General features: G+C 37.6%; 12 protein-coding genes and 2 pseudogenes. 10 read left to right on the top strand and 4 right to left on the bottom strand.

Annotation, left to right across the window (positions count from 1 at the left end):
• The first annotated feature begins 10 nt into the window (after positions 1 to 10).
• Positions 11 to 1339, top strand: a complete 1329-nt coding sequence (locus CFPU101_RS11430) for a vanadium-dependent haloperoxidase (protein WP_206815468.1) — start codon at positions 11 to 13, stop codon at positions 1337 to 1339.
• 97 nt (positions 1340 to 1436) lie between these two features.
• Here CFPU101_RS11430 and CFPU101_RS11425 read toward each other — a convergent pair.
• Positions 1437 to 3349, bottom strand: a pseudogene (locus CFPU101_RS11425) (ABC-F family ATP-binding cassette domain-containing protein).
• Between the two features lie 6 nt (positions 3350 to 3355).
• Entirely contained in the window at positions 3356 to 5608 is a 2253-nt protein-coding gene (locus CFPU101_RS11420; protein WP_206815467.1) for a PBP1A family penicillin-binding protein, read from the bottom strand.
• 116 nt (positions 5609 to 5724) lie between these two features.
• On the opposite strand from CFPU101_RS11420, the gene CFPU101_RS11415 reads away from it, so the two are divergent.
• The 5 genes and pseudogenes from CFPU101_RS11415 (at position 5725) to nirD (ending at position 10974) form a co-directional block, all read left to right on the top strand.
• Positions 5725 to 6738: a glycoside hydrolase family 10 protein gene (locus tag CFPU101_RS11415; protein WP_242577889.1), complete on the top strand. Its 1014-nt coding sequence runs from the start codon at positions 5725 to 5727 to the stop codon at positions 6736 to 6738.
• A gap of 327 nt (positions 6739 to 7065) precedes the next feature.
• Positions 7066 to 7275, top strand: coding sequence for a DUF2809 domain-containing protein (locus tag CFPU101_RS25575; RefSeq protein WP_242577887.1), 210 nt, complete (start codon positions 7066 to 7068; stop codon positions 7273 to 7275).
• A gap of 19 nt (positions 7276 to 7294) precedes the next feature.
• Positions 7295 to 7747 (top strand): annotated as a pseudogene (locus CFPU101_RS11405) (DUF29 domain-containing protein).
• Positions 7748 to 7900: 153 nt separating this feature from the next.
• Positions 7901 to 10459 carry a nitrite reductase large subunit NirB gene (gene nirB / locus CFPU101_RS11400; protein ID WP_242577885.1) on the top strand — a complete coding sequence of 853 codons (2559 nt, stop codon included), beginning with the start codon at positions 7901 to 7903 and terminating at the stop codon, positions 10457 to 10459.
• A 152-nt stretch (positions 10460 to 10611) separates the two neighbouring features.
• On the top strand, positions 10612 to 10974 hold the full coding sequence (nirD, locus tag CFPU101_RS11395) for a nitrite reductase small subunit NirD (RefSeq protein ID WP_206815466.1): 363 nt from the start codon (positions 10612 to 10614) through the stop codon (positions 10972 to 10974).
• Positions 10975 to 11010: 36 nt separating this feature from the next.
• Here nirD and CFPU101_RS11390 read toward each other — a convergent pair whose 3' ends face one another.
• On the bottom strand, positions 11011 to 11739 hold the full coding sequence (locus CFPU101_RS11390) for a Crp/Fnr family transcriptional regulator (protein WP_206815465.1): 729 nt from the start codon (positions 11737 to 11739) through the stop codon (positions 11011 to 11013).
• Between the two features lie 169 nt (positions 11740 to 11908).
• Between CFPU101_RS11390 and CFPU101_RS11385 the strand changes: the two genes are divergently transcribed.
• Entirely contained in the window at positions 11909 to 12595 is a 687-nt protein-coding gene (locus CFPU101_RS11385) for a chemotaxis protein CheB (RefSeq protein WP_242577883.1), read from the top strand.
• Between the two features lie 2 nt (positions 12596 to 12597).
• On the opposite strand, the gene CFPU101_RS11380 is transcribed toward CFPU101_RS11385, so the two are convergent.
• Positions 12598 to 13623 carry a 2OG-Fe(II) oxygenase gene (locus CFPU101_RS11380; RefSeq protein WP_206815464.1) on the bottom strand — a complete coding sequence of 342 codons (1026 nt, stop codon included), beginning with the start codon at positions 13621 to 13623 and terminating at the stop codon, positions 12598 to 12600.
• A gap of 266 nt (positions 13624 to 13889) precedes the next feature.
• Between CFPU101_RS11380 and CFPU101_RS11375 the strand changes: the two genes are divergently transcribed.
• The 3 genes from CFPU101_RS11375 to CFPU101_RS11365 all read left to right on the top strand — a co-directional run bounded on the left by CFPU101_RS11375 (position 13890) and on the right by CFPU101_RS11365 (position 19515).
• Positions 13890 to 14048, top strand: a complete 159-nt coding sequence (locus CFPU101_RS11375) for a hypothetical protein (RefSeq protein ID WP_206815463.1) — start codon at positions 13890 to 13892, stop codon at positions 14046 to 14048.
• 108 nt (positions 14049 to 14156) lie between these two features.
• Positions 14157 to 17168 (top strand): exonuclease subunit SbcC, encoded by a 3012-nt coding sequence (gene sbcC / locus CFPU101_RS11370; protein ID WP_206815462.1) that lies wholly within the window; start codon positions 14157 to 14159, stop codon positions 17166 to 17168.
• A gap of 295 nt (positions 17169 to 17463) precedes the next feature.
• The gene (locus CFPU101_RS11365; RefSeq protein ID WP_206815461.1) at positions 17464 to 19515 is read left to right on the top strand and encodes an NAD(P)H-quinone oxidoreductase subunit 5; all 2052 of its coding nucleotides are present in this window, start codon (positions 17464 to 17466) and stop codon (positions 19513 to 19515) included.
• The last annotated feature ends 123 nt before the right edge of the window (positions 19516 to 19638 follow it).

The raw sequence follows: 19638 nt of genomic DNA, 5'->3' as shown, positions 1-19638 counted from the left end.
TTCTAAAAATATGGATGCAGTTCTTCATTGGAATGATCTGGCTTTAAAAGCTTTAGCAGATGATTTTAGTACAATACCATTTGCTCCAGAACAGGGAGGCCCAACAGGATCGTCTCGTGCATTAGCGATTGTTCATTTAGCGATGTATGATGCTTTTAACACCATTGCTAAAAAATATAGTCCTTATCTGGAAGGCTTGCCAGATGCGCCGATGGGTGCCTCTGAAGATGCAGCGATCGCAACAGCCGCTTACATCACTCTTAGCAACCTGTATTCTAAGCAAAGCCAAGATTTGTTTGAAGAATATGAATCTTTCATGGCTACATTAACAGGAACAGGCTCTCTAACAGCGATTGAAAACGGTCGCGTGCAAGGTCAAATTGTCGCTGATGCGATCTTGGAGGCTCGTAAAGATGATGGTTCAGATAAAAATATTCCCTATGCACCGAGTCAGTTACCTGGTAAGCACCGTGTTGACCCACTTAATCCAACTCAAGGGTTTTTAGGAGCAAATTGGGGTGAGGTAGAAACTTTTGGGATTCCCAGTGGTGCGGCCTTTGTCGCTACTCCTCCACCAGCATTAACTGATACTCAATATACAACAGATTACAATGATGTTAAAGGAAAAGGTGCGTCAATTAATAGCACACGTACAGTAGGCGAAACTGTAATCGGCATCTACTGGGGTTACGATGGCACTCCAAAACTCGGAACACCACCACGACTCTACAATCAAATTGTGCGAGAAATTGCTATAAAAATGTCCAATACCCTTGGACAAAATGCACGTCTTTTTGCTTTGGTTAATATGGCGATGGCAGATGCGGGTATTCAGTGTTGGTATTCTAAATACTTCTACAGTTTGTGGCGACCCGTGCTAGGTGTTCGGGAAGCCTCTCTTGGATGGGGGCCCTTGGGTCTGGGAGATGGCAATTTATCAACAATAGGTGATCCTTTCTGGTTACCTTTAGGCGCGCCTAATACGAATCGCAATCAAGAAGGTGGTAAGAATTTTACCCCTAATTTTCCTGCCTATCCTTCGGGTCATGCGACCTTTGGTGCGGCTTCTTTAGATATAGTTCGCTTGTTCTATAACAATGACAATATTCCGTTTGACTTTGTATCAGATGAATTTAACGGCAAAAACGTTGATGTAGATGGGTCAATTCGTCCTTTTTACAAAGCTCACTTTAATAGTTTGTCGCAAGCGATTCTTGAGAATGGTAGAAGTCGAGTTTATCTAGGGGTTCACTGGCAGTTTGATGCAGATGCTGGAATTGAGTCAGGCAAACAAATTGCTCAATTTATTTATGATAATTGCTTACAGCAGTTAAACTGAGGTTTTTTACAGCAATGAATGCTGTTAGATCAGGTATAGATTTCCGTAGGGGTTTGGTAACCAAACTCCTACAATATACTATAGTGCGTCTCTACTGTTAATTGATCAATTCAGCGAGTTCTAACCATCTTTCGGTTGCTGTATCTATTTCTTGTGTCAATTGTCCTAAATGTTCGGTGAGTTGTTTCATTTTGCTATACTCACTCGGAGGATTATTATACAAATTCTTTTCTAATTCTTCTTTTTGTGCTTCCATTTCAGGGATCTGTTTTTCTAGCTTTTCGTATTCCTGTTTTTCTTTAAAGGAAAGTTTACGCGGTTTTGTCACACTATCAGATGGAGTTTGATATTTAGGTTTTGTACTTGTTTTTTTCTCTTGAGTTTCGTTTCGTTTGGTATCTTCTTCGGCTTTTTTGTAGTCAAGATAGACTGAATAGTTACCAGGATATTGTTTTAAAACGCCACCAGACTCGAAGGCAAATATCGTATCAACAGTACGATCGAGAAAATAGCGATCATGCGATACTACAATGACACACCCATTAAAGTCTTCAAGATATTCCTCTAAAACTCCCAAGGTTTGTACATCAAGATCATTCGTCGGTTCGTCTAAAATCAAGACATTTGGCGCACTCATCAGAACCTGTAACAAAAATAGTCGCCGTCTTTCTCCCCCCGAAAGCATCTTTATAGGTGAATACTGTTGATTGGGGGTAAACAAAAACCGTTCTAACATCTGAGATGCTGTAATGATAGAACCATCGGCTGTTTTAACTAATTCTGCAACACTTTTAAGATAGTCGATCGCTCGTTGATTTTCATTTAGGTTTAAGTCTTCAGAATGTTGGTCAAAATAGCCGATATGAATAGTCGAACCGAGTTCTAGTGTACCTGAATCTGGTTTAACCCGACCTGTTATTATATCCATTAAGGTTGATTTTCCTGCGCCATTACTGCCAATAATCCCAATGCGGTCTTCTGGGTTAAAAATATAGGTAAAATCTTTAATTAGTGTACGCTCATCATAAGATTTACTCAAATTGTTTAATTCAATTACTTTTTTTCCAATTCGACGACCTGCGGTTGTAATTTCGACTTTTCCTTGTGTTTGTTTGAATTCTTGTCCCTGCATATCCCGAATACGGTCAATTCTGGCTTTTTGCTTGGTACTTCTGGCTTTTGGCCCCCGTTTTAGCCATTCTAATTCCCGTCTTAAGACTCCTGCGTGTTTGCGTTGGCTACTGGCTGCGGACTCTTCTGATTCGGCTTTTTTTTCCAGATAATAAGCGTAATTGCCTGAATATGAATATAAATCACCGCGATCTATTTCGATAATCCGATTTGTGACTTGATCTAAGAAATAGCGATCGTGTGTAATGAGTAGTAATGCACCGCGAAAACGTTTTAAATAACTCTGTAACCATTCGACTGATAGCGCGTCAAGATGGTTTGTCGGTTCATCCATCAGTAAAACATCGGGTTCAACAGTAAAGCAGTCGCAAGGGCAATACGCTTACGATAACCTCCTGAGAGACTGCCGATTTTCGCCTCATAGTCTTGAATACCGAGTTGAGAGAGAATAATCTTAGCATTGCTTTCGAGTTCCCACGCGCCTAATATTTCGATTTGTTGCGTTACTATTGACAAACGTGACAAAAGTTCATCTGAATTTTTAGGACTATGAGCGAGTTTAGCTGAAAGTTCTTCATATTCTCGAATTAACGACATCTGTTCGCCACTATCAGCAAAAACTTGTGCTAAAACGGTGCGATTTTCGTCTAAATCAGGCTGTTGGGGTAAATAAATAACTTTAGCTCCCGAATTAATCCAAATTTCGCCGCCGTCAATGGGTTCAATTCCTGCAATCATTTTCAGTAAAGTTGATTTTCCCGAACCGTTTGTCCCAATGAGTCCGACTTTATCCCCTTCATTGAGGCTAAAACTCGCATCTTTGAGAATTTCTTTAATCCCAAAATCTTTTTTAAGCGATCGCAGTGTAAAAACAGCCATATTATCTTAATCTTGAATAATTGTTTTCATATAACTTCCCCAGAGTTGAGCCGCTTGTCCACTACTACCCCGTGTTGGTGAGTTATTATCGTTTCCTAGCCAAATTCCCGTCAGTAATTGAGCATTTGTTGTATAACCAATAAACCACAGATCCACATTCTTATCAGTTGTTCCTGTTTTTCCTGCAGCACCTACTCCAATATTAGCCGCTTTTCCTGTTCCACCTTGAACTACACCTTGCATCATTTGTGTCATGGTACGGGCAACTTCGGGGGAAATTACTTGACGTGTCGCTTCAGGATCTTGTGAGAATTCATAAATCACACGACAAGTATCAATATTCTCATTATTCGTACAATCACCCCCGTCTAAAATGCGTCTGATTGCATGGGGACGTGTCCATATACCTTGATTAGCAAAGATGCTATACCCCCCCGTCATTTCTAAAACAGTCGCCTCATTTTCCCCTAAAACTAGCCCTGGAGTCTCTTTAATCGGTGATTTGATTCCTGCTTTTTGAGCGACAGAAATCACTTGATCTAAACCGACATCTTTGGCAATTCTAAGAGCGATCGCATTTTCCGACTGGGCTAACCCGCGATACATATCGACATTTCCGCTACTCCGTTCACAGGCTTTATAGCGTTGTCCTTTCCATAATAGGGCATCACAAGAATAAACTTTACTCGGTGATCTATCATCTTCTATGGCAGCCGCATAAGCAAATACTTTAAAGGTTGATCCAGATTGTCGTTTGGCTTGTGTAGCGCGATTAAACTGGCTTTTTTTATAGTCTACACCACCGACGAGGGCTAAAATCTCGCCATTTTTCGGATTAATTGTTACCATTGCGCCTTCAGAATAGCCAAAACGAGAACCATTGCTATTAATGTTGTTTTTGAGGGCTTTTTCCGCTTTGGCTTGTAAACTTAGATTAAGTCCCGTTTCTACAATAAAGTTTCCTTCTTTGGCTAAATCTTCTCCGAGTAATTCCCGCAATTCTTGAAAGACATAACTATGAAAGTAGGGGGCGATAATTTGAGAAAGGGCTTGTTTAGCTTTTGAACTCACTTCAATACGCGATCGTCTTGCCCGATCTGCTTCATCCGCACTAATCATTCTAAGGCTTTCCATGCGGTTAATCACTCGGTTTCGGAATTGTACAGAGCGATCGTAGTTTTGTACTGGATTATACAGGTTTGGTGCGGGTAACATGGCCACTAAAGTAGCCGCTTCAGATAAAGTTAAATTTTTAGCTGATTTATCGAAGTAAAATTCGGCTGCATCTTCAAAGCCATAGTTACCGACACCGAGATAAACTTTATTAAGATAATTTCTCAGGATTTCGTCTTTACTGTAGACCGCTTCTAATTTTAAAGCAACTACCATTTCACGTAATTTACGACTGGCGTTATTTTGTCTACCCACCTCAGAAAATAGACTTCGCGCTAACTGTTGGGTGAGAGTACTTGCACCTTCTTTGATCCCTCCTCCGCGAATATTAGCAACGACTGCTCGTGTAATACCATAGGGATCGACACCAAAATGCCAGTAATAACGACTATCTTCAGAAGCGAGTACCGCTTTCGGTAAATAAGGCGAAAATTGGGATAATTTATCTATTTCACGATGATTTTCGGCTTGTACTGGATTGAGTGGCGTTTTTTCGTCTCTAGCGTAAATAACAACGGGTTCGCTAACCCCATTGGGTAACGGATAGACAGGATATTTAAACCATTCTACCCCAATGAGCGCAGCACACAGACCTGCAACTCCACTAACGCCATACAATCCATATCTTAACCCCTTGACCCAAACAGGGGGCGGATTGTAGTAGGAAATATTAATTGCATTCGTTAATGTCGGTGGGGCGATCGTAATCGTATCACCATGACGAAGTAAAAAAGGTTTTTTCAGACGACGTTTTTTAAAATAGACTCCATTAGTTGAGTTTTCGTCTTGAAGATAGAAACAATTGGGATTTTTTTTATCGCGTTGTAGGGAAAAATGAACTTGACTGACGATCGGATTACGGATGACAATATCACTAGCACTAGAACTACGACCAACCGTATAGCGATCCCCAACTAAAGGATAATTTTGTACAGGTTGATCTTCTCCATCTTGGATCTGCAATTCGGGGACTCTTGCGTCTTTTTTTAGGGATAAACCATTAAAATTAACCCTAGCCTTTTGAATTGCTACGGTTAGCATCTGAGTAAGCTGATTTTTTGGGGGATCAGGTGGCTGATTTGTCATCTCAATTAATACAATTTCAATGTCTATTATAGCGATACACTATTTAGACCTGTGAGGGACTGCATAAAGCACTCATAGATTTGTCAGAATGATCAAACAGATTACATCATTAAACTATGCTTTCTAAAATCAGTCAGCAGAAATTTAGGCTTGGCTTTGTCACTCTTTTTGTACTAATGGCAGTATATTTATTAGTTAAACCCGCACCGTCCATTGAGCGTACATCAAAAGACTTTCAAACAATTAGAGGTGTTTGGTTAACCGATATTGGTACAGCATTTCTCCACCATACAACACTTCTAGATAATGTTTTAAATCATCTCTCTCGTTCTGGCTATAACCGAATATATGTAAATGTTTACGGTAATTGGGGTACGCTATATCCCTCACACAGTAAGCTTAGAAATACAGAAATTACCTGTTTATTTTTAGCTCCACCTTTGACAAATCCTTTAAAATCTGTAGCTAATGAAGGAAAGCGTCAAGGTTTAAAAGTCTATGCTTGGTTAGAATATGGTTTAATGTTACCGCCTAATAGTCAAATTGCCAAATCACATCCAGACTGGTTACTGAAAACACCTAATGGGAAAACAATTATCGATCATTTTGTCTGGTTAGATCCAGCACATCCAGAAGTACAGAACTATATTCTAAGCATGATCAATGAAATTATTAAATATGATATCGAAGGAATCCAATTCGATGATCATTGGGCAATTCCTATACCATTTGGTCAACGTCAAAAAGATTTAACCACTCTAACTCAAAAAGTTCATCAACTGATACAAGAGAAAAATCCTAAACTTATTTTTAGTTTATCCCCTAATCCCTATGCTTTTTCAGTCAATCGTTATAATCAAGATTGGATAAGATGGATTAAGAAAGGCTATATCGATGAAATAGTTATTCAAGTTTATCGAAAAACTTCCAGAGAAGTTAAACAAACTATTAATACCTCTGGAGTTGCTGAAGCGTCTCGATTTGTTCCTGTAGCGATCGGGATTTTTGCTCCTTGGAATGCGACAGAAAAAGAAATTAAAGAGCAAATTAAAGTTGTTAATGAATCTGGTTATGGTTTCTCCGTTTTTTGTTGGGAACGAAGATTTATTAATGCTTTATTAGAGAAGTGAATGTAATAATTTATTCCCTAGCAACACTTCCAAATTTATTTTATATACCCAAAGAAATCAGATACAATCATTTCTATTTGTATTGTCTATAATAGCAATTTGAATTAAACTTTTAATGACACAAAGGAAGCAATTTTAGAAATGTATCAGGTTCGACGCTCATCAATTATCATATCCCTTTTCATTGTTACTCTACTAGGTTTATGCTCTAAATATTATCGAGGTTGGGGTGAAGACTGGTTAAATAATTCTTTTGCTGCGGTATGGTATGAAGTATTTTGGTGTTTGTTTTTCTTGGCATTTTTTTAGAATAAACAATCAATTATTATGATTCCTATCGGAGTTTTTATTGTTACAAGCTTGTTAGAGTTTTTACAATTGTGGCATTTTTTCTTATTACAGCTACTTCGTTCTTATACTTTGGGCCGTCTTTTACTAGGGACAACTTTTTCTGAATGGGATTTTCTTTACTATGCGCTCGGTTGTTTAATTGGTTGGTGGTGGCTTAGGCAAATTGTTATGTATAATAAAGTGTGATTGTTTTTTTTAAAATACTATGTCTAGGTCAACCGCGAAAACCCGTTTAAAAAATCTCTACGAAGTAGATGAACATTTGTGGTTAGAAGAAACTATAAAGCTTCTGAAAGCTAATCGTTTAGATGAACTAGATGTAGAGAATTTAATTGAGGAATTATAAAGATTGAGCAAAAAAGATAAAAATAAAGCAGTAAGCTTATTAGAACAGGTGATTAAACATCTTTTAGTGCTGTAATATTGGTCAGAAAAGTATCAAAATAATTCGGCTCATTGGAAAGCAGAAATAGTTAGTTTACGCACTCAATTACGAAGACATTTATCAACTAATCTAGGCTAGCATTTAGAACAAGAGTTGAATGTTATCTATCAGGATGCACTAAGTTATGTTATTCAGAAAACTCGTTTAAATACTTTTCCTACAACTTGTCCTTATACTTTAGAGCAATTATTAGATAAGAATTGGCTACCTTAATTTAATAAGCTAAATTACTGAAGAGTATATTTAGAAGGCTGTTAATCAACATTTTCATTTCTCATGCAAAAAACGGATTGATATATTTTGGTTCTTTCATCACCCATCTAGTAATCCCTAAAAATTTCCTTTAGGATTGCGATAGATGGAGTTATGGAAGCAGTTATGGTTGCTAAACGGAATTTAATTGTTATTGGTAATGGGATGGTTGGGTATAAATTCCTAGAGTTGATGGTTAAAAAAGAAGGCCATCAAGATTGGAATATCATTACCTTTTGTGAAGAGTCAAGAGTAGCTTACGATCGCGTTAATTTGAGTGGTTTCTTTGCAGGGAAGACCGCAGCAGATTTATCTTTAGTTGAACCAGGGTTCTATCAAGAGAATGGCTTAAAAGTTTATATTGGGGATAAAGCAGAAACCATTAATCGAGAACAAAAAAAGGTGATTTCTGCTAATGGTGTAGAAATAGAATACGATAAAATAGTTTTAGCGACAGGTTCTTATCCGTTTGTCCCCCCCATCAAAGGGAATGACGCTACAGGGACATTTGTTTATCGAACCATTGATGATTTAGAACAGATTTCGGCTTATGCGAAACAGTGTAAAACTGGGGTTGTTGTTGGAGGAGGATTACTTGGCTTAGAATGTGCCAATGCCTTACACAACTTGGGTCTAGAGACTCATATTATTGAATTTATGCCGCGTTTGATGCCTGTTCAAGTTGATGATTTGGGTGGACAGGTTTTAAGAGCAAAAATCGAGGAATTAGGGTTAACGGTACACACGAATAAAGTCACCCAAGAAATTGTTAATAATGATGGCAAAGTGACTAAAATGGTCTTTGCTGATGGCACAGAATTAGAGACAGATATGATTGTCTTTTCTGCTGGAATTCGTCCCAGAGATGATTTAGCCAGAAAGAGTGATTTAACCATCGGTGAAAGAGGCGGTATTATGATTGATGATGCTTGTAAAACCTCCGATCCTGATATTTTTGCAATTGGTGAATGTGCGCTGCATCAAAACCGAATTTATGGCTTAGTGGCACCAGGGTACAAAATGGCTGAAGTTGTTGCTGATCGCTTTAGCAAAAATGGTAACAATGATAACAGTTTTACGGGCGCGGATATGTCTACCAAACTAAAATTATTAGGGGTAGATGTTGCTAGTTTTGGGGATCATTTCGGTAAAACATCGGGTGCAAAAGATGTAACTTTTGTTGACTCCCGACAAGGTGTTTATAAAAAATTAGTTCTCTCAGAAGACGGCAAGTATCTACTCGGTGGTATTTTAGTTGGCGACGCATCAGACTACGGAACTCTGTTACAATTTGTCCAAAATCAAATTACTTTACCCCCTCATCCCGAAGATTTATTGATGCCTCCCCGTGAAGGAAAAGCAGCTTTAGCGACGATGGGAGTTGATAGCTTACCCGACACTGCACAGATTTGTTCTTGTAATAATGTTTCAAAAGGTGATATTTGCCGCGCTATTCGAGAAGATAGTATCAGAGATATTCCCACACTGAAAAAATGTACGAAAGCAGGTACAGGTTGCGGTGGTTGTGTTCCTCTAGTGACGGATTTATTTAAAACTGAACTGAAAAAAGCAGGAGTAGCAGTTAATAACCATCTGTGTGAACACTTTGCTTATTCTCGTCAGGAATTGTATCACTTATTGAGATTCCATCAAATCAAAAGCTTTGGTGAACTTCTAGAGAAATTTGGTCAAGGAAAGGGGTGCGAAATTTGTAAACCTGCTGTTGCTTCGATGCTTGCTTCGACATGGAATGAACATATTTTGAGTACTCCTCATGTCGGTTTACAAGATACTAATGATTACTATTTAGCCAATATTCAAAGAGATGGTACCTATTCAGTCGTACCGCGAGTACCAGGGGGAGAAATTACACCCGATAAACTGATTGCATTAGGAGAAGTTGCTCAGGAATTTGGACTTTATACTAAAATCACTGGAGGACAAAGAATCGATTTATTCGGTGCAAGAGTCGATCAATTACCTCTAATTTGGAAAAAATTAGTAGACGCGGGTTTTGAATCGGGTCATGCTTACGGTAAGGCATTAAGAACGGTAAAATCTTGTGTAGGTAGTACATGGTGTCGCTTTGGGGTACAAGATTCAACCAGTTTAGCTATTGAAGTAGAATTACGTTATCGTGGTTTACGTTCTCCTCATAAACTAAAATCGGCGGTATCTGGATGTACCCGCGAATGCGCTGAGGCACAAAGTAAAGATTTTGGCATCATTGCAACTGAAAAAGGATGGAATCTTTATGTATGTGGTAATGGCGGAATTAAACCCCAACACGCGGTTTTATTAGCGACTGATATTGATAAAGAAACGCTGATTAAATATTTAGATCGATTCCTCATTTTCTATGTTCGCACAGCCGATCGCTTAGAAAGAACCGCGACTTGGTTCAATAAACTAGATGGAGGAATTGATTATCTAAAACAGGTGATTATTGACGATTCTTTGGGAATTGCAGCCGAATTAGAAGCCCAAATGCAAAGTTTAGTGGATACTTATCAATGTGAATGGAAAACAACCGTTGAAGATCCGATTAAAACAGCACGTTTTCGTCATTTTGTCAATAGTGACCAAAGCGATCCTAGTTTAGCTTATGTTGAAGAACGCGGACAAAAACGCCCCGCTACTCAACAAGAAAAAGAAGTCATGAGTCTTGTCTAAATTTTATTTTTAGTAGGGATTTAGTCTCTAAACCGCCCCTTTGATTTTTTGGGCTTGGAGACCAATTCCCTATATAGGATCTAAAAATCGTAGGGGTTTAGTTACCAAACCCTAATCCTTCAAACCTTGCATAAACAATCAGGAGTTCAATCATGGTACAAGCATTAGAAAAACAGGCACAAATTAAACAATGGGTTGATGTTTGTTCAATAGAAGATATTCAACCCGATACAGGAGTTTGTGCTTTAGTCAATGGCGAACAAATTGCGATTTTCCGAGTTGGTGCAACTGAAGAAGTTTACGCACTCAGTAATTATGATCCTTTTAGTAAGGCATATGTACTATCGAGAGGCTTAGTAGGCGATCGCAAAGGAATCATTAAAGTCGCTTCACCCATTTACAAACAAAACTTCAACCTAAAAACAGGTGAATGTCTCGATGATGACACCGTAAAAATCCCTACTTACTCAGTACGCATAGATGAGGGAAGAGTTAAAGTAGAAAGCTGTTTTTAAGATATAGATTTGGTTACACACTTGTTGTAGGATGAGCTAAACTTGTCCTACATTTTTTTGATTATTGAGTAAACGCTCAAACTCGGCTTTGATAATACCATAGCACTCACAAGAAGATGATTCTATCCCCTCTCGGTCTAGAATAGTCATCTTACCGCGTTGATATTGAATCAATCCTGCTTTTTGTATCGTAGTTGCTACTTTATTTACAGCAGCACGACGTACCCCTAACATTTGGGAGAGAAACTCCTGAGTTAAGGGAAATTGGTCTGCCTGTACTCTATCTTGGGTCATCAGTACCCAGCGACAGAAACGTTCTTCAATAGTATGTAAACGATTGCAGGCCGCAGACTGGGCGATTTGGTTAAACAATGCTTGAGTATAGCGTTGCAGCATATTAAACAGTACCGTTTCTGACTTTACCTTGTCTTTAAAGACTTTAGTATCCATTCGCATTGCATAGCCTGGGACTTGGGCGAAAGCTTGCCCTGGAATTTGTTCAGCACCTAAAAAAACAGGCAAACCCACAAAGCCTTCATTACCAACTGTACCCACTTCAGCAATTGAACCATCTTCCATAATGGTAACTAATGAGACAACGCCATATAATGGGAAATAAACATATTGAATTGGCTGGTTAACATCGTAGAGAATTTTTTTAAACTCTAAGGTGACTAATTCTAAGTTGAATAGAAAATTTTCGTATTCTTCATCGGGCAGTGTAGCTAAAAGCCGATTTTGTCTAGGTTCAGGAGAAGATGACATAAAAATTAGCAGATTTTTTTAGTAGATTCTGTCTTAACCCTAACGAACCTACAGGAGATGACCTCTAACTTAAGACGAATTTTTATGTACTATAGCGTACATAATAGAGCTTTAATTTAGTAAAATGAAGTTGTGAGCTTAGTACAATAACTCATTACTGATTGATTTGATGAACACTTCTGTTAGCAATAGTTGGCTATTATCTGACCAAGTTTTAAAAAAACAAGCGTTAAGTCAGCCAAGACATCGGATTTTCTCTCACTTCCCTGATGTTCCCTACAATGTGATCGGTATCGCTGCATCTTTTGGGGGACTAAAAGTGATCAGTACTATTTTGTCTGCCCTACCGTCTGACTTTCCTGCCGCTATTGTTATTGTTCAACATCTGCCCGCAAATCTTCCTAGCCATCTGACTGAAATTCTTAGAGATCGCACTGCTTTACGAGTTAAACCAGCAGAAGACGGCGAGTTAATACGTCGAGGAAAGGTATATACACCAACTCCAAATAAGCACGTACTGATTAATCTAGATGGTACCCTATCTTTGTCTGATTCAGCTAAAGTGAGTTTTGCTCGTCCTGCTGCTGATAAACTATTTTGGTCACTAGCTAACAGTTACAAGAGTAGAGCGATCGCTGTTGTCCTCACGGGTAGAATGAGTGACGGAGCATTAGGCGTTTTAGCGATTAAAAGACACGGTGGTGTCGTTATTGCCCAAGATGAAAACACGTCGGAATGTTTTAGTATGCCCAAAGCGGCTATTGATACAAAAAAAGTGGATCAGGTGTTACCGTTGAATGCGATCGCTCCAGCTTTAATGAATTTAGTCAATTGTACTCATGAAAAAAGTGCTTAGATTTATCTGATTGCTTTTTGAATCTTGTTTTTGACTTTAGATAAAACTCTTAAAACTTTTCCTGCTTTGCTGTTATACAAATCATGATAACGTTGTTGCAAATCATGATAGTGTCTAGATAAACGATCATAATTGCTTCTTAATTCTTCAAAAGGATCTAGAGTAGAGGAAAAAATATATTTATGCTTTTCAGCAGATTGTTTTAATTCTCTTTTGTGATAAAAATCGATCATATCGTCTCTTCTTTGCATGAGACTTCTAATCACTTGATAATCATGTTCAGTTAGAGTAACACCTGGCTGAATGTAAGAAGGTAAAGGACGATTAATATAAAAAGTTGCATGAGGAGGTGCTATTTCTTCTTGTGGACGGTCTTTAGAATATAAATAAATTGATAGAGATTTTCGACTAATATGTCGTTTATCTTCGGGTAAATTAATTCTAGGAAAACCATGCCATGAATACTCATTTGTTTCAAACAAAACACAACGATTAAACAGAGGGGCAAAAGCGGTAACTTGATTACATTCTGGATCTCGTGGATTGGAATGAAGTTCTAATAAACCACCCCAACTATCATCCCATTCATGATTTAAAAATACAATTAAGTTTAAACGTCGATGTAACCACCTTCTCTCATCATAATTAAAATCCACGTGTGCATCTAAATCCTGTTCGTGTAAATTTTCATGAGTCCCGCCGCCAAAAAATGTTTCATCGCCAATGAGTTTTTCAATCCCTGTGATTTGAGAAACGACACTTAAAAATTCTTGTGAACCAACATAATGAGCAAACTTGGCATATAAAGGACTAATTTCTTTTAGGTTTTCGTGAACGGCTTTCCCACCAACATAGCCCATTTCATTCATCGCTTTTTGAGGATCAAAGACAGGAAACTCATCTAATAACTTTTGTGCTAAATCTTCTTGAAGAAAGTTTTCGATGACCAGATACTTAAACGGTTGAGCATTTAAAAATTTTTGTTGGTATAAATCTAAATTGTTTAAGACAGTTGGGTTAATAAACATTTTAATTCTATCAATGAACAAAGCGTTTTGAGAAAATTATAGACAGTCGTCTTTACTGTATCACATCATGAGAGGTGACTAGAAAAAATACTGAATTGTTTCTCTTTTTAATGAACAAAGATGTGACCTAGGCTCCTCCAAAGAGTAGATTAAATTAAACGATTTGTATGTTAATAAAAATCTAAGCCAAACGATACTTTTGATCTTGTCAGTTAGTTCATTCTCTTCGCTAAAATGGTTAACAAGTCATTTTAACCGATCAAAATATGGAAAAGGGTAAAATCGTTGCCATCATTACTGGAGCTATTTCAATTTTTATAGCACTGGCCTACCTCATTTTAGTTCAAATACTTGATTTTCGCGGTGAAATGGTTCCTGCACCGATTAGCTTACTACCGATGCTTAGTTTACTCAACCTAAGATGAAAAATTTTTAATCTTGAAATGTGGGAATCGTTACAGCATTCCCTTTTTCTGTTAAATTAATAATTATGTACTATGACTGCTCACCTTGTCACTTCATAATTTGATTTAATGATTCCTCTACACATCACCCTCAAAAACTTTTTAAGCTATCAAGAAGCAACCCTAGACTTTAGGGGATTTCACACTGCTTGTATTTGCGGTGCTAACGGTGCGGGCAAATCATCTTTACTTGAAGCGATTACTTGGGCGTTGTGGGGTGAAAGTCGTGCTGCAACTGAAGAAGATGTGATGCACACGGGGGCGGATTTTGTACGAGTTGATTTTCAATTTATCTGCAATGAACAAACCTATCGCGTAATTCGTACTCGTCAGAAAGGGAAAAACAGTTCATTAGATTTACAAATTGAGAATGAAGGGAAATTTCGCAGTTTATCAGGAAAAGGAATACGGGAAACACAAGAGCAGATTGTGGCGTGTTTAAAGCTTGATTACGATACTTTTATTAATTCAGCTTATCTACGTCAGGGGCGAGCCGATGAATTTATGCAACGCCGTCCTAATGAGCGTAAACAAATATTAGCAGATTTGCTGAAATTAGATCAATATGAAAAGTTAGCCGAGCAAGCAAAGGATTTATCTAAACAGTTTAAAGGGCAAGCTGAACAATTAGAAAATAGTTTATTACCGATTGAACAACAATTAAAGCAAAAAGAAACCATTACCGAACAATTATTAAATTTAGAGTCAGAAATCGAACAGTTACAACAGTTACAAAAACAAGATCAAGAAAATTTACAACACTTACAGGCTAGAGAAAATCAACGTCAAGTCTGGGAACAACAACTGACATGGAAACAAACTCAAGAGCAAAATATTACACTAGACTGTGAACGATTATTTAAAGAAAAATCGGATTTAAGAAATCAATTAGCAGAACAAGAAACTATCTTACAAAAATCAACTGAAATTTTAGAACAATATCATTATTATATTAATTTAGACCAACAAGAAAAGAAACTTTTAGAAAAATTCCAAGTATTTCAAGATTTACAGCAGCAAAAGCAAAGTTTAGAACAACAGCTAGTACATCAACAAAATGAGCTTAGGCTACAGATTCAAAAAAAACAAAGTAAATTAGAACTTCTGCAACAACAAGAGCAAGAAAATCTACAAACACTAAGTCAAGAACCTGAAATAAAAAAAGCTTTAGAAAGATTACGACAAGTTCGCAACAAAATTAATGATTTAGAGAAACTACATAGTAGAGTTTCACCTTTATTACAACGTCGGCAAACAATAGATACAGAAATTGAACGCAAAAAAGCACAACTTAATGCTAAATTAGAACAACTAGCATTGACTCAAATACAGTTAGAAGAAGATTTAGCAAAGTTTCCACAAATTCGTCAAAAAGCGATTACTATTGATACCAAAATTCAAGAATTAGATAAAAAGAAAAATTATATTAAGCGAGTTGTCGAGAAAAGAACCGATAAAAAAGAAGCACAACAAAGATTACAAGAACAACAACGACTTTATGAAAAACAAATAGATGAGTTAATTAAAAAATTAGATATTTTATCAATTCCTAATGCAAATTGTCCTTTGTGTGAACAAGAACTTGATCATCATCATCTAAATCAAGTAATTCAAAAAACCCAAAATCAGCATCAAAATCTACAAGATACTGTTTGGGAATTGAAAGAACAACTTACACATTGTCTAAGAGATTTACAAAATTTACAGCTAGAAGAAGATATTTTACAGCTAGAGTTAGAACCTTATCAGAAATTACAACAAGATTTTACTCAGTTAGAACTGCAATTAGAAGCCAGAAATGAAACAACTAATAAGTTAAAAAAAGTTATTTCTGAAATTGAAAAAATAGAATTAGATTTATTGAACAAAAATTATGCTCAAGATTTACAAATAGATTTACAGTTAATCAATCAGGAAATAGCCAATTTAAAATATGATGAACAAACTCACGCACTGCTAAAAGGTGAGGAAAAAAACTGGAAATGGGCAGAAATTAAACAAACTCGTATTGATGACGCACAACGTCGTCAAACAGCAATTAATACTGAAAAACCGCAAATTGTCAATCAAATAGAGGAACTACAAAGAGCAATTCAACATTTACAACAAAGTTCGGAAACCCAAATCAAAATTCAAGAAGTTGAAGAAAAACTCAAAAAACTAGAATATGATCGATCGCAACATCTCAATATCACCAATGCCCTACGTCAAGCGCAAAACTCTCAAGGACGTTATAACGAACTTAAACAAGCCGAACGAAAATACCCTGAGTTAGAAAAAAAATATCAGAACCTAGAGAAAATCTTACAACAAAGACAATTTGAACAGACAACTATTAGACAAGAATTAATACAACTTAGACAACAAGTCAGTCAAATTAAAGACTATCGTGAAGAATTACAACTTTTAAATCAATCCATTCAAAATAGACGTATAAAACTTGATGAGCTTTTAGGACAAAAAGGTCGTTTAGAAGCTGCTTCACTTCAATTAGAAGCCTTAAAAACTCAGCAAATAGAAACTAAAAAACAACTAAAAGAGATTAACAACAAATATCGAGTTCATGACGAACTAGCTAAAGCCTTTGGAAAAAATGGTATTCAAACAATCATGATTGAAAATGTTTTACCTCAATTAGAAGCACAAACTAATCATATTTTAGCCAGATTAACAGGAAATCAATTACACGTACAGTTTTTAACGCAAAAAGCAGGAAAGAAAAAAAACTCTAAACTAATCGATACCTTAGAAATCAATATTGCTGATACTCAAGGAAAAAGACCCTATGAAACATACTCAGGGGGTGAAGCATTTCGGATTAACTTTTCAATTCGTTTAGCCTTAGCCAAATTATTAGCTCAACGCGCAGGCACCGCATTACAACTACTAATTATCGATGAAGGATTTGGGACACAGGACAGTGAAGGATGCGATCGCTTAATTGCTGCTATTAACGCGATTGCCAATGATTTTTCTTGTATTCTAACCGTGACCCATATGCCACAGTTTAAAGAAGCCTTCCAAAATCGGATTGAAGTCTATAAAACCAATCAAGGCTCAAAACTGAGTTTATCTAGCTAACTCAGTGGATGAAGGCTCAGTATAAAACCGCTTTCTAATAGGATTTTTCAATAATTACTATTCATATTATGATTCTGTACCAGACGCGCCATGGCCCGTCTCTACTTTTTATCTCTTGTATAAATGAAAAATGTCATCAAGAAGAGTTTTGTATATTAGAAATAGAATTATAAAGGAAAGTTTTAAAGGAAAAAATTATAAACCTAGTCTTTAAATAGACAACTCTTAGAAACGCTATGTGTCAAAATGGTTAGGGATAAAGCATAGTAACGAAATATTAAGTAGGCTTTACGCAATGGAAACTCTTTATCAGTATGCCTGGCTAGTTCCCGTCCTTCCCCTTATCGGAGCGATGATAGTTGGGATTGGATTACTGTCATTCAGTCAAATAACAGTCAAACTTCGACAAATCAACGCTATTTTTATTGTTTCTCTCCTCGGTGCCGCGATGGTACTATCCTTTGCGCTGCTGTGGAGCCAAATTCAAGGCCATGAGACTTATACTCAGATGTTTGAGTGGGCCGCGGCTGGAAATTTTCATTTAAAAATGGGTTATACGATCGATCATCTCAGTGCCTTGATGAACGTCATTGTTACTACAGTGGCACTTTTGGTCATGATCTATACCGATGGTTATATGGCACATGACCCTGGTTATGTTCGCTTTTATGCCTATTTAAGCTTATTTAGTTCCTCCATGTTAGGCTTAGTGATCAGTCCCAATCTGGTACAAGTGTACATATTTTGGGAATTGGTGGGAATGTGTTCCTACCTGCTCATTGGCTTTTGGTTCTACCGCAAAGCCGCCGCCGATGCTTGTCAAAAAGCCTTTGTCACGAACCGCGTTGGGGACTTTGGTTTACTCTTAGGGATGCTTGGTCTCTTTTGGGCGACTGGTAGCTTTGAATTTGATGTAATGGGCGATCGCTTAGAAGCATTAGTCTCATCTGGAACATTAGCCCCTGCAATAGCTGCTTTATTCGCTATTCTTGTCTTTTTAGGGCCTGTTGCTAAATCTGCACAGTTTCCCCTACACGTTTGGCTACCCGATGCAATGGAAGGCCCAACACCCATTTCAGCCTTAATTCACGCCGCGACGATGGTAGCAGCAGGGGTCTTTCTCATTGCGCGGATGTACCCTGTATTTGAAAACATTCCCGTAGCGATGAGTACGATCGCGTGGACAGGTTGTTTTACCGCCTTTTTAGGTGCAACGATCGCCCTAACCCAAAATGATATTAAAAAAGGTTTGGCATATTCCACCATGTCTCAACTTGGATACATGGTAATGGCGATGGGAATTGGCGGTTATACAGCAGGTTTATTCCACCTAATGACTCATGCTTATTTTAAAGCGATGTTATTCCTCGGTTCGGGTTCAGTCATTCATGGTATGGAAGCCGTCGTGGGACATGAGCCGATTTTAGCCCAAGATATGCGTTTAATGGGTGGTTTACGCAAATATATGCCCATTACCTCTATTACCTTCCTCATCGGTACTCTAGCGATTTCTGGTATTCCTCCTTTTGCGGGTTTTTGGTCAAAAGATGAAATTCTCGGTTTAGCCTTTCAAGCAAACCCCCTACTTTGGTTAGTGGGTTGGCTAACCGCAGGGATGACGGCTTTTTATATGTTCCGTATGTATTTCCTCACCTTTGAAGGGGGATTTAGAGGTACCGATAAAGGCATTCAAAAACAACTTTTAGCCGCAGCAGGCGCAATTCCCGCTTTTGGACCTGGGGCAATGGATATCAAAGAATTAGAAAGCGATATCCATGATGATCATAATGATCATGCACATAGTAGCACTCCTCATGAATCTCCCTTTACCATGTATTTTCCTCTTGTTGCCCTAGCCGTACCTTCGGTATTGATTGGTTTATTGGGTAAACCTTGGGATAATGATTTTGAGCATTTTATCCATGCACCTAGCGAAGTCTTATCAGAAGTCAGTCATTTTGATTGGACTGAGTTTGGTTTGATGGCAGGATCTTCAGTCGGTATATCTTTGATTGGGATTACGCTGGCTGTTTTAATGTATCTACAGAAGAAAATCGATCCAGCAGCGATCGCACAAAAATACCCCGCTTTATATCAACTTTCCCTGAATAAGTGGTATTTCGATGATATTTATGACAGAGTATTTGTTCAAGGATGTCGCCGTCTAGCCCGTCAAATCATGGAAGTTGATTATCGCGTCATTGATGGTGCGGTAAATTTAACGGGTTTAGCCACCATTGTTAGTGGTGAAGGCTTAAAATACCTCGAAAACGGTCGCGTACAATTCTATGCTCTCATCGTTTTTGCGGCGGTGTTAGGTTTAGTGATTGTATTTAGTCTGACTTAACCGACTGTAGAGACGTGATCTATTGCGTCTCTACTAACCAACTATCCTAATGAATTAGCCTTTATCTCTCATGATCTAATTATCTTCATCAGTCACATCAGATGAGATTTTGTTCACCTAATT

Source organism: Chroococcus sp. FPU101, assembly GCF_017312365.1.
In the GTDB taxonomy this organism is placed as follows: Bacteria; Cyanobacteriota; Cyanobacteriia; order Cyanobacteriales; family Microcystaceae; genus Chroococcus.
This window is presented reverse-complemented; position numbering and strand designations above follow the sequence as displayed.

Coding starts and splice junctions, on each gene's coding strand:
- CFPU101_RS11430 (WP_206815468.1), top strand. CDS start 11: ATGGATGCAGTTCTTCATTGGAATGATCTGGCTTTAAAAGCTTTAGCA.
- CFPU101_RS11420 (WP_206815467.1), bottom strand. CDS start 5,608: ATGACAAATCAGCCACCTGATCCCCCAAAAAATCAGCTTACTCAGATG.
- CFPU101_RS11415 (WP_242577889.1), top strand. CDS start 5,725: ATGCTTTCTAAAATCAGTCAGCAGAAATTTAGGCTTGGCTTTGTCACT.
- CFPU101_RS25575 (WP_242577887.1), top strand. CDS start 7,066: ATGATTCCTATCGGAGTTTTTATTGTTACAAGCTTGTTAGAGTTTTTA.
- nirB (WP_242577885.1), top strand. CDS start 7,901: ATGGAAGCAGTTATGGTTGCTAAACGGAATTTAATTGTTATTGGTAAT.
- nirD (WP_206815466.1), top strand. CDS start 10,612: ATGGTACAAGCATTAGAAAAACAGGCACAAATTAAACAATGGGTTGAT.
- CFPU101_RS11390 (WP_206815465.1), bottom strand. CDS start 11,739: ATGTCATCTTCTCCTGAACCTAGACAAAATCGGCTTTTAGCTACACTG.
- CFPU101_RS11385 (WP_242577883.1), top strand. CDS start 11,909: ATGAACACTTCTGTTAGCAATAGTTGGCTATTATCTGACCAAGTTTTA.
- CFPU101_RS11380 (WP_206815464.1), bottom strand. CDS start 13,623: ATGTTTATTAACCCAACTGTCTTAAACAATTTAGATTTATACCAACAA.
- CFPU101_RS11375 (WP_206815463.1), top strand. CDS start 13,890: ATGGAAAAGGGTAAAATCGTTGCCATCATTACTGGAGCTATTTCAATT.
- sbcC (WP_206815462.1), top strand. CDS start 14,157: ATGATTCCTCTACACATCACCCTCAAAAACTTTTTAAGCTATCAAGAA.
- CFPU101_RS11365 (WP_206815461.1), top strand. CDS start 17,464: ATGGAAACTCTTTATCAGTATGCCTGGCTAGTTCCCGTCCTTCCCCTT.